This window comes from Pseudoflavonifractor sp. HNCC25GI2 (assembly GCF_058136395.1).
Genome location: NZ_JBYUOW010000001.1, coordinates 393,665 through 407,329 on the forward strand (window position 1 = coordinate 393,665; position 13,665 = coordinate 407,329).

At 61.0% G+C, this 13,665-nt stretch carries 17 protein-coding genes and 1 pseudogene; 7 read left to right on the forward strand and 11 right to left on the reverse strand.

What is annotated here, in order from left to right:
* Positions 1-21: 21 nt before the first annotated feature.
* The 5 genes from AC3YUO_RS01860 to AC3YUO_RS01880 all read right to left on the reverse strand — a co-directional run bounded on the left by AC3YUO_RS01860 (position 22) and on the right by AC3YUO_RS01880 (position 3,948).
* Positions 22-1,014, reverse strand: a complete 993-nt coding sequence (locus AC3YUO_RS01860) for a biotin--[acetyl-CoA-carboxylase] ligase (RefSeq protein ID WP_489961336.1) — start codon at positions 1,012-1,014, stop codon at positions 22-24.
* An 87-nt stretch (positions 1,015-1,101) separates the two neighbouring features.
* On the reverse strand, positions 1,102-1,653 hold the full coding sequence (gene hpf, locus AC3YUO_RS01865) for a ribosome hibernation-promoting factor, HPF/YfiA family (protein WP_118644247.1): 552 nt from the start codon (positions 1,651-1,653) through the stop codon (positions 1,102-1,104).
* Positions 1,654-1,791: 138 nt separating this feature from the next.
* Entirely contained in the window at positions 1,792-2,952 is a 1,161-nt protein-coding gene (locus AC3YUO_RS01870; RefSeq protein WP_489961337.1) for an amidohydrolase, read from the reverse strand.
* A gap of 201 nt (positions 2,953-3,153) precedes the next feature.
* A complete protein-coding gene (locus tag AC3YUO_RS01875; RefSeq protein ID WP_489961338.1) occupies positions 3,154-3,603 on the reverse strand; it encodes a S1 RNA-binding domain-containing protein in 450 nt (149 codons plus the stop codon).
* A 69-nt stretch (positions 3,604-3,672) separates the two neighbouring features.
* Entirely contained in the window at positions 3,673-3,948 is a 276-nt protein-coding gene (locus AC3YUO_RS01880; protein ID WP_489961339.1) for an FtsB family cell division protein, read from the reverse strand.
* Between AC3YUO_RS01880 and AC3YUO_RS01885 the strand changes: the two genes are divergently transcribed.
* On the forward strand, positions 3,938-4,108 hold the full coding sequence (locus AC3YUO_RS01885; RefSeq protein ID WP_489961495.1) for a hypothetical protein: 171 nt from the start codon (positions 3,938-3,940) through the stop codon (positions 4,106-4,108). The genes AC3YUO_RS01880 and AC3YUO_RS01885 overlap by 11 nt on opposite strands.
* A gap of 72 nt (positions 4,109-4,180) precedes the next feature.
* Here AC3YUO_RS01885 and yabQ read toward each other — a convergent pair.
* Both yabQ and yabP read right to left on the reverse strand, forming a co-directional pair.
* Positions 4,181-4,441: pseudogene (gene yabQ / locus AC3YUO_RS01890) on the reverse strand (spore cortex biosynthesis protein YabQ); the annotation flags it as partial.
* Positions 4,438-4,725, reverse strand: coding sequence for a sporulation protein YabP (gene yabP, locus AC3YUO_RS01895; RefSeq protein WP_489961340.1), 288 nt, complete (start codon positions 4,723-4,725; stop codon positions 4,438-4,440). The pseudogene yabQ and the gene yabP, both read right to left, overlap by 4 nt.
* 210 nt (positions 4,726-4,935) lie before the next feature.
* Between yabP and AC3YUO_RS01900 the strand changes: the two genes are divergently transcribed.
* The 4 genes from AC3YUO_RS01900 (at position 4,936) to lexA (ending at position 9,078) form a co-directional block, all read left to right on the forward strand.
* Complete coding sequence (locus tag AC3YUO_RS01900) at positions 4,936-5,709, forward strand: Cof-type HAD-IIB family hydrolase (protein WP_489961341.1); 774 nt, start codon at positions 4,936-4,938, stop codon at positions 5,707-5,709.
* 102 nt (positions 5,710-5,811) lie between these two features.
* Positions 5,812-7,410: an MBL fold metallo-hydrolase RNA specificity domain-containing protein gene (locus tag AC3YUO_RS01905; RefSeq protein WP_489961342.1), complete on the forward strand. Its 1,599-nt coding sequence runs from the start codon at positions 5,812-5,814 to the stop codon at positions 7,408-7,410.
* Between the two features lie 40 nt (positions 7,411-7,450).
* A complete protein-coding gene (locus AC3YUO_RS01910) occupies positions 7,451-8,329 on the forward strand; it encodes a DUF975 family protein (RefSeq protein WP_489961343.1) in 879 nt (292 codons plus the stop codon).
* A gap of 131 nt (positions 8,330-8,460) precedes the next feature.
* Positions 8,461-9,078, forward strand: coding sequence for a transcriptional repressor LexA (lexA, locus tag AC3YUO_RS01915; protein ID WP_489961344.1), 618 nt, complete (start codon positions 8,461-8,463; stop codon positions 9,076-9,078).
* A gap of 78 nt (positions 9,079-9,156) precedes the next feature.
* On the opposite strand, the gene AC3YUO_RS01920 is transcribed toward lexA, so the two are convergent.
* The 4 genes from AC3YUO_RS01920 to AC3YUO_RS01935 all read right to left on the reverse strand — a co-directional run bounded on the left by AC3YUO_RS01920 (position 9,157) and on the right by AC3YUO_RS01935 (position 12,288).
* Positions 9,157-9,720 (reverse strand): chromate transporter, encoded by a 564-nt coding sequence (locus AC3YUO_RS01920; protein WP_489961345.1) that lies wholly within the window; start codon positions 9,718-9,720, stop codon positions 9,157-9,159.
* A complete protein-coding gene (locus AC3YUO_RS01925) occupies positions 9,717-10,274 on the reverse strand; it encodes a chromate transporter (protein WP_489961346.1) in 558 nt (185 codons plus the stop codon). Before AC3YUO_RS01925 ends, AC3YUO_RS01920 begins: the two co-directional genes overlap by 4 nt.
* A gap of 73 nt (positions 10,275-10,347) precedes the next feature.
* Positions 10,348-11,436: a redox-regulated ATPase YchF gene (ychF, locus tag AC3YUO_RS01930; RefSeq protein ID WP_489961347.1), complete on the reverse strand. Its 1,089-nt coding sequence runs from the start codon at positions 11,434-11,436 to the stop codon at positions 10,348-10,350.
* A gap of 84 nt (positions 11,437-11,520) precedes the next feature.
* Entirely contained in the window at positions 11,521-12,288 is a 768-nt protein-coding gene (locus AC3YUO_RS01935) for a tRNA 2-thiocytidine biosynthesis TtcA family protein (RefSeq protein ID WP_489961349.1), read from the reverse strand.
* A 316-nt stretch (positions 12,289-12,604) separates the two neighbouring features.
* Here AC3YUO_RS01935 and rplM point away from each other — a divergent pair, with 316 nt between their 5' ends.
* Together rplM and rpsI are read left to right on the forward strand one after the other, a co-directional pair.
* Positions 12,605-13,036: a 50S ribosomal protein L13 gene (gene rplM, locus AC3YUO_RS01940; protein ID WP_489961351.1), complete on the forward strand. Its 432-nt coding sequence runs from the start codon at positions 12,605-12,607 to the stop codon at positions 13,034-13,036.
* Between the two features lie 16 nt (positions 13,037-13,052).
* Positions 13,053-13,457, forward strand: coding sequence for a 30S ribosomal protein S9 (rpsI, locus tag AC3YUO_RS01945; RefSeq protein ID WP_489961352.1), 405 nt, complete (start codon positions 13,053-13,055; stop codon positions 13,455-13,457).
* Positions 13,458-13,665 lie beyond the last annotated feature (208 nt).

The following is a 13,665-nucleotide window of genomic DNA, read 5'->3' on the forward strand; positions in this document are numbered from 1 at the left end:
CTGTTCTAAAGTCATCAGCGCTCACACGTAGCCGTACATACCCCGTACGGACACCTCGCCGGCGGACAGGGCCTTCCGGCTGCCGTCGGGCAGCTCCACCACTAGACGGAACTCGTCATCCACCTCCACAGCGTAGGCCTCCTGGCGGGAGACGGGGGTAATGAGCTGCACCTGGTTGCCGGGGGTAATACAGTCGGCCCGGTATTTGGCCAGATACTCCGCCTTATTCTCCGGGAATCCGGCATACATCCGGTCCAGCGCCCGGACCAGCTGGATGGCCAGCTCCGTGCGGCGCACCGGGTGGCCCAGCTGCTGGGCCAGGGAGGTGGCCATGTCCCGGATCTCCGGGGTAAAGTCCTCTGGGCGGTGGTTGGCGTTGATACCGATGCCGGGCACCAGGTACTCCAGGGCGTTGCTCTCGCTCTCCAGTCCCATTTCGGTGAGAATACCCACCAGCTTTTTGCCCCCCAGAATGATATCATTGGTCCACTTGATTTTGGGGCGGATGCCACAGACGGCCTCAATGCCGTCGCACACCGCCACCGCCACCCAGGCGGTAAAGTCGGTCACCTGGGCGGGCTCCAGCTTGGGCCGAAGGAGAGCGGACAGGTACAGCCCGCAGCCCTTGGGGGACTGGAAGGTGCGGCCCAGCCGTCCCCGACCCCCGGTCTGCTCGTCGGAGATGACCACCAGCCCCTCCTCCGCGCCGGCCATGGCCTGGCGCTTGCACTCGGTGTTGGTGGAGTCCACCGTGTCCAGGCACAGCAGCTTCCGTCCCACCAGACAACCCTCCAGCGGTCCGGCCAGCTCCCCTTCCCGCAGGCGGTCGGGGGCAGCCTGCAGCCGGTAGCCCCGGTTGGGGGCGGAGGCAATCTCATATCCCTCCTGGCGCAGGGCCTCGATGGCCTTCCACACCGCCGCCCGGCTGATGCCCAGCTGACGGCTCATGGCCTCCCCGGACAGATATTCCTCGCCGCTCTCCCGCAGCAGGGACAAAACGCGTTCCCGGCTCATGGCTGTTTCGCTCCTTTATCTCTCGTCTTTGCCGCCCTTTGAGAGCGGAAAAAGGGGGCGGCTGCGCCGCCCCCTTTGCATGGCTGTTTACTGCTCGTCTTCAATCAGGCCGTAATCCCCGTCGTAGCGGCGGTAGACCACCGCAAAGGCGCCGCCCGCCTCCTCGTCCTTAAAGGCGAAGAAGCTGTGGCCCAGCAGATTCATCTGCAGGATGGCCTCGTCCCGGGTCATGGGCTTGAGGGGGAAGGTCTTGCTGCGCACAATGCGGTACTCGCCTTCCTCGGGCTCATCGGGTGCGAAGGAGGAGAATTCCTCCACATCCAGGGCCCGCTCAAAGGCGCCCTGGCGCAGCCGCTTCTCCAGACGGGTCTTGTTCTTGCGGATCTGGCGCTCCAGCGTGGTGACGGCGGCGTCGATGGAGGCGTGCATATCAGAGGTGCTCTCGGACACCCGGAAGATGGTGCCGTTGGACCGGATGGTGATCTCCACCTTATTGAGCCGATCCTTCTCCACACTGAACGTGATTGCGGCGGTCGCATCCTCTCTGAAAAAACGGTCCAGCTTTCCTACCTTCTTCTCCGCATAAGCGTGGATGGAGCCCGGCAGGTTCACTTTCTTGTCCGTAAACACATACTTCATACTTGTTCCGCTCCTTTCGCCCCGAAGGGCTGGTATGGGGGAGGGGGAGGGTTCCCCCTCCGTTAACTTATTATACCATACAGGAGGGAAATTACCAGAGGCTTTTGTGAATTTTTTCTAAATTCGCTCCTTGGAATTTTATCCATTCACCCGGCAGCCGTTGATAAACACGGCTTTGACCCGGCTGAGGAGGTTGATGGGATGGCCGGTGGTAAGCACCAGGTCGGCATCCTTCCCCGGGGCCAGGGAGCCCACCCGGTCATCAATCCCCGCAATTTTGGCGGCGTTGATGGTGATGGCGGCCAGGGCGGCCTCCGGGTTCATCCCCCCCTTCACCGCCAGGGCGGCGCACAGAGGAAGGTACTGAATGGGCACCTCGGGGTGGTCGGTGCAGATGGCCGTCTTCACCCCCCGCAAGGTGAGCACCGCTGGAGACTCAATGGTCATGTTGGCCAGCTCCGGCTTGGAGCGGTCCCCCAGGGCAGGGCCGGTGATGACAGGAATCCCCTCCTGCTCCAAAAGCTCGTGAATGAGGTGGGCCTCGGTGCCGTGGACGATGACGCACTTGAGTCCGAACTCCTTGGCAATACGCACGCCGGTGGCGATGTCGTCGGCCCGGTGGGCGTGGATGTGGACGGGCAGCTCCCCCCGCACCACAGGCAGCAGGGCCTCCAGCTTGGCGTCGTAGTCGGGCTTGTCCTCCTCCTCGTCCGCCTCCGCCTTCTCCAGCTTTTCCGCGTACTCCAGCGTCTTGCGCAGGTTCTCCCGGATGATGGCGGCGGTGGCCATGCGGGTGACAGGAGTTTCATGACGCTCGTTGTAGACGCACTTGGGATTCTCCCCCAGGGCCAGCTTCATGGCCGCCGGGGCCTTGATCACCATCTCATCCACCCAGCGCCCCGCCGTCTTGATGGCGGCAAACTGTCCGCTGATGGGGTTGGCGGAACCGGGGCCGGTGAGGACGGTGGTCACCCCCGCCGCCCGCGCCTCCTGGAAGCAGCGGTCCAGGGGATTGATGGCGTCAATGGCCCGCAGGTGGGGGGTACAGGGGTCGGTGGCCTCGTTGCCGTCGTCGGCCTCGAAGCCCTGGGCGTCCCCAAACATGCCCAGGTGGCTGTGGGCGTCCACGAAGCCGGGCAGCACATGGCCCTGCTCCCCGTCCAGAGTCTCTCCCTCCCAGTGGCCGGGACACTCCTCCATGGGGCCCACCTTGGCAATCTTGTCCCCCGACACGGCCACGTAGCCGTTGGGAATGGTCACACCCTCCATGGTGTGTACGGTCACGTTTGTGATGAGCATGGTTTTTCCTCCTAAATATTGTCCTTCGCCGCTTCTCGACAAAGGTTCCCATTGCCTCGGACGAAGCTTTGTGGTATGGTAACAGGGCAGCTCAACCAATATGCTTTCTGTGCGCCCTTGGGCGCGGACGCCCTCCGGGCGTCTTTTTTTTGCAAAAAAAGAGCTGCGCGCTCATGGCGGCAGCTCTTTTCAGTCTGGGATTTACCGACGGCCGCCGCCCCGGCGGTTGCCGCCCTTCTTTTCAATGTAACGCAGCTCAGACAGCTTGCTGTCGGAGGACTGCATAAACTGCTTGAGCCGGTCCTCAAAGTCAGTGGGCTCCTTGGGCGCGGGACGGACATAGCCCATGGGTCTGGGCCCGCCGCCCTGGTGGGGCCGTCCTCCGCCGGCAGGCCGGGCGGGCCGCTGCGGGGGCGGAGTAACCTGCTTAATGGACAGATTGATGCGGTTGGCCTGGTCGATGCCAATGACCTTTACCTTGACTTCCTGTCCCTCCTTGAGGTGATCGGAGACCTGATTGACATAGGAATAGGCGATCTCCGAGATGTGGACCAGACCGGACTTTCCCTCCGGCAGGGCCACAAAGGCGCCAAATTTCGTAATTCCCGTAACCTTCCCGTCCAAAATGGACCCAACACTGATCTCACTCACTGAGCGCTGTATCCTCCCTTGTTAATTTCTCCCGCCGACGCACACACATCCGCCGTCCGGGTTTTTTCCTCAGTTTGCCACGTCGATGTATAGCACCGCGTCTTTATCCTGGTAGCCCTTTTCCCGGGCGACCTCCTCAATGACCTCGGGGTCATCGCTGTTTTCGATGGCGTAGGACTTTTCTTCGTTTTCCTGCCGCAGGTCGGCCACCTGCTGCTCCTTCCCGTCCAACTGGCCCTGGAGGTTCTGAATTTGTCCCCGCAGGTCCAGCAGAGAAGTGGCCAGATAAATCAGCAGGACCAGCACGACAATTTTGGTTAAAAAGCTGGCGCGTTTGAAGCGCATGGTCCCGTTCGCTCCTTTCTCTGGCGCTGCGGCGCACGACGGCCTGTTCCATCGCCTTGGTTTTCCGCTTTATTTTATACCATTTGCCCGCAGAAAGGAAGGTGTTTTTCATAAGTTTTCTGATTTTTTTCAAAATGCCCCGAAAAATCCGCAGCGGTAAGGTCAAAATTCCCAAAAGCAGGGTGGTCAGATCGGCCAGCCGGTAGCCCACCCACAGGAAAATCGGGCTGAGCAGCCAAAAATACGCCGCCCCGCCCAGCAGGCAGAACAGCGCGCCGTAGGCCCGCACCTCCCCGCCCCAAGCCTGCTGGGACCAGAGAAACAGCGCCGCCCCCACCACCAGCCAGAACAGCAGGTCCAGCACCGGCTCCAGCAGCTTCCGGCGCACCCGCACCCGCAAAATCCGGAACAGATCATAGAGCACGCCCAAGGCCGCCCCAATCCCCAGGGCCTGACACAGGGCCAGCCCCTGGGCCGCCACATCGATGGTCATCCGCCCAGCAGGCGGCTGAGCAGACCGCCCCGCTCCCGGCTCTCGGACTGGTAGATCAGGGCGCTGACCAGCCCCTCCACCTTCAAGTCGCCTCCGTCCAGAGACAGCTTTTCAATGTGCAGCCCCTCGCCCTGGATCTCCAGTCCCCCCTGGGCGGTGGTGAGCAGGATGGAGCTCTCGTCAAAGCTCTCCACCTCCTCCACGCCGGAAATCGTCAGCTGCTCCCGGTCCTCCAGCACAATCCGGTGCTCCCCGGCCGGGACCCGCATTTCCTCATATGCCATGGTTTTCCCCCCTTCTGTCTGCTTCCATTGTATGGACGAGGCAGGCGGAAAAGACTTGAAACTTTTTCCTCACAGCAGGTTTTATGAGTGGAATGTCCCCCTTTGGGGCGGGATTGTCCAATTCGCACATGGAAATACCCCGGGCTGTGTTGTAAAATAGAGGCGAATTCCGCCAAACAGGCACGGCCCTCATGGCCCAGGAGGAACACTATGACAAAAGCAATTTTTTTCGATGTGGACGGCACCCTGGTCAGCTTCCAAACCCACACCATCTCTCCCACCGTGGTGGACGCCCTTCACCGGCTGCGGGCAAAGGGGATTAAGCTCTTTCTGGCCACCGGCCGCCACCCCGCCATGATCGGCTACGTCCGCTCGGTCTTTCCCTTTGACGGCTACATGACTCTCAGCGGCCAGTACTGCACCGTGGGCGACCAGGTGGTACACCGCTCCCCCATGGAGCCTCAGGCGGTGGAGGAGCTGGTATCCGTCGCTCTGGACGGCTCCTTCTCCTGCATTTTCCTGGAGGAGAAGGACATCTACCTCAACTGCGTCAACGACCTCACCTGCCGCTTTATGGGGGATCTGAACCTGGACCTGCCCCCGGTGCAGGACCCCCGGCGCGCCCTGGGGAAGGACCTCTACCAGGCCATCACCTTCCTCACCCGGGACAACGAGCATCTGCTGCTCAGCCGCGCCCCCCACGTGAAGACCACCCGCTGGCATCCGGAGTTTCTCGACGTCATCCCCACCAGCGGCGGCAAGGACCGGGGGATGGACGCCATTCTGAACTACCTGGGCATCCCTCTGGAACAGTCCATGGCCTTCGGAGACGGTGAGAACGATCTGTCCATGCTGCGCCACGCGGGCATCGGGGTGGCCATGGGCACTGCCAGCGAGCAGGTACAGCAGGGGGCCGACTATGTCACCGGCACCGTGGACGAGGACGGGATTGTCACCGCCCTGGAGCACTTCGGCCTGCTTTAAACGTATTTTCAACATTATTTACAATTTACTGTGGAATTGCCTCCCCCGGTGGTGTAGAATAGAGACAACTTTTGTACCATTTACCAAAGGAGGAGTTCCCATATGAAGCTAACCTTTTTCGGCGCGGCCCACGCGGTAACCGGCAGCTGTCACTGTCTGGAGGTAAACGGCAAAAAAATTCTCATTGACTGCGGCCTGCAGCAGGGCCGGGACGAGCACGACGACAACGCCCTGGACTTTGCCCCGGGCTACATCGACTGCGTGCTGGTGACCCACGCCCACATCGACCACTCGGGCCGCCTGCCCCTGCTGGTGAAGGAGGGCTTCACCGGCCCCATCTACACCACCCGTCTCACCGGACAGCTGCTGTCCATTATGCTCCGGGACTCCGCCCACATCCAGGAGAGCGACGCCCAGTGGCAGAACCAGAAGGGCAAGCGCGCCGGCCGGGCCGAGGTGGAGCCGCTCTACACCGTGGCCGACGCGGAGGCCGCCGTACAGCAGCTGCAGACCGTGGAGTACGGACAGCGCTTTGAACTCTTCCCCGGGGTGGAGGTGCGCTTCAACGACGCCGGTCACCTGCTGGGCTCCTCCACGGTGGAGCTGTGGCTCACCGAGGGGGATGTCTCCAAGAAGATCGTCTTCTCCGGCGACCTGGGCAACGTGGACCAGCCCATCATCCGGGACCCCCAATATGTGGACGAGGCCGACTATGTGGTCATGGAGTCCACCTACGGCGACCGCAACCACGAGCCCCCTGAGAGCTATGTGGATGCCCTGGCCGCCCTCATTGACGATATTTTCTCCAAGGGGGGCAACATCATTATCCCCTCCTTCGCCGTGGGCCGAACCCAGGAGCTTTTGTACTTCCTGCGGGAAATCAAGTCCGAGGGACTGGTGAAGAGCGTCCCCAACTTCACCGTCTGCGTGGACTCCCCCCTGGCCGCCGAGGCCACACGGGTCTATTCCGGCAACCTCCACGGCTACCTGGACGAGGATGCCATCGCCGTCCTTCAGGGGGGCGACAACCTCTTCACCTTCCCCGGCCTCACCCTCACCCAGTCCACGGAGGAGTCCAAGGCTCTGAACATGGACAAGACCCCCAAGATTATCATCTCCGCCTCCGGCATGTGCGACGCCGGCCGCATCCGCCACCACCTGAAGCACAACCTGTGGCGGCCGGAGTGCGCGGTGGTCTTTGTGGGCTACCAGGGCGAGGGCACCCTGGGCCGCCGTCTGCTGGACGGGGCTAAGACCGTCAAGCTCTTCGGCGAGGAGATTGCCGTCCGGGCCCGGATTGTCAATTTCAAGGGCCTGTCCTCCCACGCCGACCGGGACCACCTCATCGACTGGGTCCGGCACTTCGCCCCCGCGCCCCAGCAGGTCTTTGTGGTCCATGGCGACGCCCCGGTGACCGAGGTGTTTGCCGAAACCCTCAATGAACTGAACATCCCTGCCCACGCCCCCCTCTATGAGGAGGTCTACGATCTGGCCCAGGGACGTATGCTGGCCAAGGGCGTGGTGCTGGAGACCAAGCCCAAGACCTTCGGCGCCTCCGCCGCCTCCCCCGCGTTCATGCGGCTGCAGGATGTGGCCAAGGAGCTGGAGCTGCTCATCAGCCGCAGCCGCGGCCGGCCCAACAAGGATCTGGCCAAGCTGGCCGACCAGCTGCGCCAGGTCATGGACAAGTGGGACAGCTGAGTCCCGCCCTCACCTTATTTCTACGATTGGAGTTGCTTACATGGGTATTGACCGCAGCGCCCTCAAGCGCCAAGCGAGAGAGGAGATGCGCCTGCCGCGCCCCAGCTTCTGGCTGGTCACCCTGGTCTATCTGCTGATGACCACCTGGTTGTCCACACTGCTGGACCTGGCCGTCCCGGCCCAGGGGAATCTGTCCACCTTCGGCGGGCTCTTCTCCCTCTTTCTGTCCATCCTGCTCACCCTGTATAACGTGGTGGTGGGCTTTGGCTACACCCTGTGGTCCCTGTGGACCGCCCGCCGTTTGAATCCTGGACTGGGTTCCCTCATCGAGGGGTTCTCCGTGGCCGGACGGGTCATCTGGATGGAAATTCTCATTCTGTCTCGGGTTGTAGGCTGGGCGCTGTTATTTTCCGTCCTCCTGATCTTCGTCTCCCTGCTCTTTTCCTCCCTGCCCATTGTGGAGCTGCTGGTCCTGTTCCTGGCGGCAGCCGCCATCTGGATTTTCCTGCTGCGGTATTCCCTGGCCTCCTATCTGCTGGCCGACCGGCCCGATGACGGCGCGTCGGCGGCCATCCGCCGCAGCGTGGAGCTGATGGACGGCTGGAAGTGGGAGATGTTCAAGCTGGAGTTTTCCTTCCTGGGCTGGTACCTGCTGCAGCTGCTGCTCTCCGGTCTGCCCCTGGTTCTGGGCCTCTACCAGGCCGGTTTCTTCCCCATGCTTCTGTCCGGAACCCCGCAGGAACTGTACCTCACCTATGTCCTGACCGCCGGCAGCCTCCCCGTTCTGCTGGCCAGCCAACTGCTGACACTGCCCCTTCAGCTGTGGTTCACTCCCTACCTCTCGGTAACCCGGGCGCGCTTCTATGAGTTCCGCCTCCAGGCACAGCAGGCCTCCGCGCCTCCGCTGCCTCCCCTGTAAGCAAAAAGTCCCCCAAAATGGGGGACTTTTTTTGCCCGGATTTTGGAACGTTTGTTTGACATTTTGGGGGATGTATGGTATAATGCAACCGATTCAAGATTACCCTCCGCCCCCGAAAGGAGTCTATCGCCATGGCCAAGCTCACTGCCAAGCAGCAGCAGATTTACGATTACATCCTCACCTTTACTGCCGACCACGGCTATCCCCCCTCCGTGCGGGAAATCGGCGCGGCGGTGGGGCTCAAATCCCCCTCCACCGTCCACTTCCATATGAAGGGTCTGGAGGAGGCCGGAGTCATCGTCAAGGCGGAGGGCAAGACCCGGGCCATCACCCTCCCCGGCGTCCCCTTCGGCGGTGTGGCGGAGGAGGAGCACCCCCACGCCAATCAGGTCCCCATTCTGGGCAACGTGGCCGCCGGCTCCCCCATCCTGGCCCAGGAGTGCATTGAGGACTACCTCACCTTCGACACTGAGGGGCTGAGCGGTGAGCACTTTGCCCTCCGGGTGCGGGGTGAGTCCATGCTGAACGCCGGTATCCTCCCGGGCGATCTGGTGGTGGTCCACCGCCAGCAGGATGCCCACAACGGCGAGATTGTGGTCGCCCTCTTCGAGGATGAGGCCACGGTGAAAACCCTCCAGCGCCGGGATGGCCACACCTGGCTTCTGCCCCAGAACCCCGAGTATCAGCCCATTGACGGCACCAATGCCGAAATTCTGGGCAAGGTGGTGGCGGTGGTACGCCACTACTAAGTGTTTTGACCTAATACATAACAAAAAAGCGCCTGCTTTCCCTTCCGGGAAGCAGGCGCTTTTCAAATCCGCTTAGGGTTAAAGCTGGAAAATGGCTCCCACCACGGCGGCAATGCCGATGAAGACAATGGGGTGAAGCTTCTTCATGGGGGTCCACTTCATGGCCACAAAAACGGCCACAGCCAGGATGATGGCAGGCCAGTGGGCGGTAATGGTAAACGTTCCCACCGTCTCCAGCGTCACCAGCACCGAGGCAGCCACCGTCAGTCCCGCGGAGGCGATCAGAGCCGTGGAGGCGGGACGCAGGCCGTAGAAGGTGGCCTCCACCGTCTTGGAGTGACGGAACTTCTGCAAAAAGCCGGCGATGATGATAATGACGATAATGGAAGGGGTAATCAGTCCCAGCGTGGCCACCACTGCGCCAACCACGCCCTGGGTGGTGAAGCCCACGTAGGTGGCCATGTTCACACCCATGGGGCCGGGGGTGGACTCAGAGACGGCAATCATGGTGGTCAGCTGAGCGTCGGTAAACCAGCCAGTAGTCTCTCCCATGTGCTGCAGGAAGGGGATGGTGGCCAGGCCGCCGCCCACAGAGAACAGTCCCACCTTGGCAAACTCATAAAACAGACGCAGCAAAATCATTTCGCCTTCCCCCCTTCTCCCAGCTTAAACAGCCGCTGGGCCACATAGCCAGCCAGGCCCGCGCCCACAATGAGCAGCACCGGAGACAGCCCCACAAAGAAGGCCAGCACCAGCACCACCAGGAAAATACAGGTGGTCAGCACATCCTTAATGGTGGTCTTGCCCAGCTTCACTACGCTGGAGGCGATGAGGGCCACTACACAGGCGTTCACGCCCGTCAGGGCGTGCTGTACCGCCGGAATATCCGCAAAATTGTTCAGGCAGGCGGCAATGATGGTGATGATCACAATGGAGGGAAAGACCACGCCGATGGTGGCCAGGATGCCGCCCAGCCAGCCCCGGTACTTATAGCCGATAAAGGTGGCGGTGTTCACCGCAATGATACCCGGGGTGCACTGGCCGATGGCATAGTAGTCGGCCAGTTCTTCATCGGTGGCCCACTTTTTCTTCTCCACAACCTCCCGCTGAAGGATGGGAAGCATGGCGTAGCCGCCGCCGAAGGTGCACACTCCCATCTTGGCGAACGTAAGAAAGAGATCCAGATAGATATTCACAATGTTCCTCCCAAGAATCCAGGAAGCAGGAAACGGGCCAGCCGCCCCGTTTCCTGCTCCGTTACACAGACTATTACACGTTGAAGCGGAAGAGAATGATGTCGCCGTCCTGCACCACATACTCCTTGCCCTCGGAGCGGATGAGGCCCTTCTCCCGGGCGGCGGCCATGGTGCCGCAGGCCATCAGGTCCTCATAGGACACCACCTCGGCCCGGATAAAGCCCCGCTCAAAGTCGGAGTGAATCTTGCCCGCGGCCTGGGGCGCCTTGGTGCCCTTCTTGATGGTCCAGGCACGGCACTCGTCCTCGCCGGAGGTGAGGTAGGAGATGAGGCCCAGCAGGGTGTAGCTGGCCTTCACCAGCCGGTCCAGACCGGACTCCGCCACCCCCAGGTCGTCCAGGAACATCTGCTTCTCCTCGGGCTCCAGCTGGGCGATCTCTGCCTCCAGCTTGGCACACACGGGGATGACCTGGGCGCCTTCCGCGGCAGCCCGCTCCTCCACCTGCTTGTAGTAGTCCACGCTGTGGGGGTCGGAGAAGCCGTCCTCGTCCAGGTTGGCGGCGTAGATAACCGGCTTGAGGGTCAGCAGCTCACAGTCGGGGTACTCCTCCGCGATGTCCACCGCCTGGTAGGAGCGGGCGGACTTGCCGTCGTTGAGCCAATCCCGCAGGCCCTCGAAGTCAGCGGCCTCCTGAAGGAACTTCTTGTCTCCCTTGGCCGCCTTCTTGGCCTTGTCAATGCGCCGCTCCACCATCTCCAGGTCGGCCATCACCAGCTCCAGGTCGATGGTGTCAATGTCCCGGATGGGGGCCGTGGAGCCCTCCACGTGGATGACGTTGTCATCGTCAAAGCACCGCACCACATGGACAATGGCGTCGGTGGCCCGGATGTTGCCCAAAAACTTGTTGCCCAGGCCCTCGCCCTTGCTGGCGCCCTTCACCAGACCGGCGATGTCCACAAACTCAATGACCGCCGGGGTGGTCTTCTTGGGGTGGTACATCTCGCTGAGCTTATCCAGGCGGTAGTCGGGCACCGCCACCATGCCCACGTTGGGGTCAATGGTGCAGAAGGGGTAGTTGGCGCTCTCCGCGCCGGCGTTGGTAATGGCGTTGAACAGGGTGCTCTTGCCCACGTTGGGCAGACCCACGATACCTAATTTCACGGCAATTCCTCTTTTCCGCTGTCGTTTTCTTAAGAGTGCCCAAATATTATATCTGGTTTAACCGGAAGTTGCAAGGGGGCAGCCTCAATCCTCTTCCAGTTCCTCCGGCAGAGGGCGCCGCCGGTGCTCCACCGGCCCCCACTCCGGCAGCGGCAGGCGCTGCATGGCTCCAAAGGCCCGGGCCTTCAGCCCCGGGTAGCGGCCCTGGAGCTCATAGATGAGCTCCTTGATCTCCTGGCGCTTGGTGTTGCCGTTGGCGGGGCAGGGATTTTCCACCACCGGCAGCTCCAGCCGCTGGGCCGTATGGCGGATCAGGTTCTCCCCGCAATAGAGCAGGGGACGAATCTGGGTGATGCCCGTACGGTCCAGATAGGTCACCGGCTGGAAGCAGGACAGCCGCCCCTCAAAAATAAGAGACATAAAAAAGGTCTCGATGGCGTCATCGTAATGGTGGCCCAGGGCAATTTTGGTCAAGCCACGCTCCTTCATAGCGTTGTGCAGGGCCCCCCGGCGCATCTTGGCACACATGGAGCAGGGATTTTTCTCCCGGCGCACATCGAAGATAATATGGTGGATCTCACTATTTAACATGGTATAGGGTACCTGCAGCTCCTCACAGAACCGGGCAATGGGAGAAAAATCCATTCCCGGCCGTCCGTCTGCGTGGCCCATATCCAGGGTAATAGCCTCCACCGTAAAGGGAATGGGATAAAACTCCCGCAGCTTGGCCAGAACCGCCAGCAGCATTAATGAGTCCTTTCCCCCCGATACTCCTACCGCAATCCGATCCCCCGGCGCAATCATTTCGTAGTCCTCCACACACCGGCGGGTCAGAGAAAGAATCTTATTCATCGAACGCCTCCTTCTGAGGAAAGTAGAGCAAAATCTTGGCCGAGTTCCTCTTTTTTTCCCGTTTTCATAATGATTTCGCCCATTTCACTTTGCGCAAAAACAAAAATCAAAAGTTAGATTTCAAGAGTATTTGCGAGTATTTCAGAGAAAACGAGAGATTTCAGAATCTCATATAAAAAAATTCAAAAATTTCGTTGACACCCGGCCACCCCCGTACTATAATACAAAACGCTCCGCTTGTACAGTGCGGAGGCAAACTATTTTTATCACAAACCGAATTGGTTGAGATAAGTAGAGTAAAATGGAGGTTTCACCTATGTCCACATTCATGGCCAACAAGGGGAACATCGAGCGGAAGTGGTACGTCCTGGACGCCGCTGGCAAGCCCCTGGGTAAGACCGCTGCTCTCGCCGCCGACCTGCTGCGCGGCAAGCGGAAGCCCGAATACACCCCCCACGCCGACTGCGGCGACTACGTCATCGTCATCAACGCCGAGAAGGCTGTCCTCACCGGCAAGAAGCTGGACCAGAAGTACTATCGTACTCACTCCGGCTGGGTGGGCGGTCTGAAGGAAGTCAAGTACCGCACCCTGATGCAGAGCAAGCCCGAGCTGGCCATGAAGCTGGCTATCCGCGGCATGATGCCCCGCAACATCATAACCAAGGACTCCCTGACTCGCCTGCACATCTATCGCGACGGCGAGCATGAGCATGCCGCCCAGAAGCCCGAAGTCTGGGCCGCCGAGTAAGAGGAGGATTTGAATCATGTATAAGAGCAAGAAGCCTTATTTCTACGGCACCGGCCGCCGGAAGTCCTCTGTGGCCCGCGTGCACCTGTTCCAGAACGGCACCGGCGCTATCACCATCAACGGCCGCGACATCGACGATTACTTCGGTCTGGAGACCCTGAAGCTCATCGTCCGTCAGCCCCTGGTTGCCACTGAGCAGCTGGGCAAGGTGGACATCGTTGCCACCGTCACCGGCGGCGGCGTCACCGGCCAGGCCGGCGCCATCCGTCACGGCATCGCCCGTGCTCTGCTGCTGGTCAACGAGGAGTACCGTCCCGCTCTGAAGAGCGCCGGCTACCTGACCCGCGATCCTCGTATGAAGGAGCGTAAGAAGTACGGTCTGAAGGCCGCCCGCCGCGCTCCTCAGTTCTCCAAGCGCTGAGTTTCCTGTGCTTCTTTTCAAGTGCCGCCCATTGGGCGGCACTTTTTTTATTCCTATACACAAGCCGCGGGCGGGCCGCCCGCCGGGGCCTCCGGTCCAACGGCGCTGGGGCCGTGCCCCCGGCACATTCACGACGAGATACAGCTTCAGTTTTTCAAACATCTCAGTTTAAATAAAAGAGCCAGCCCGTTTGGGCTGGCTCTTTGTA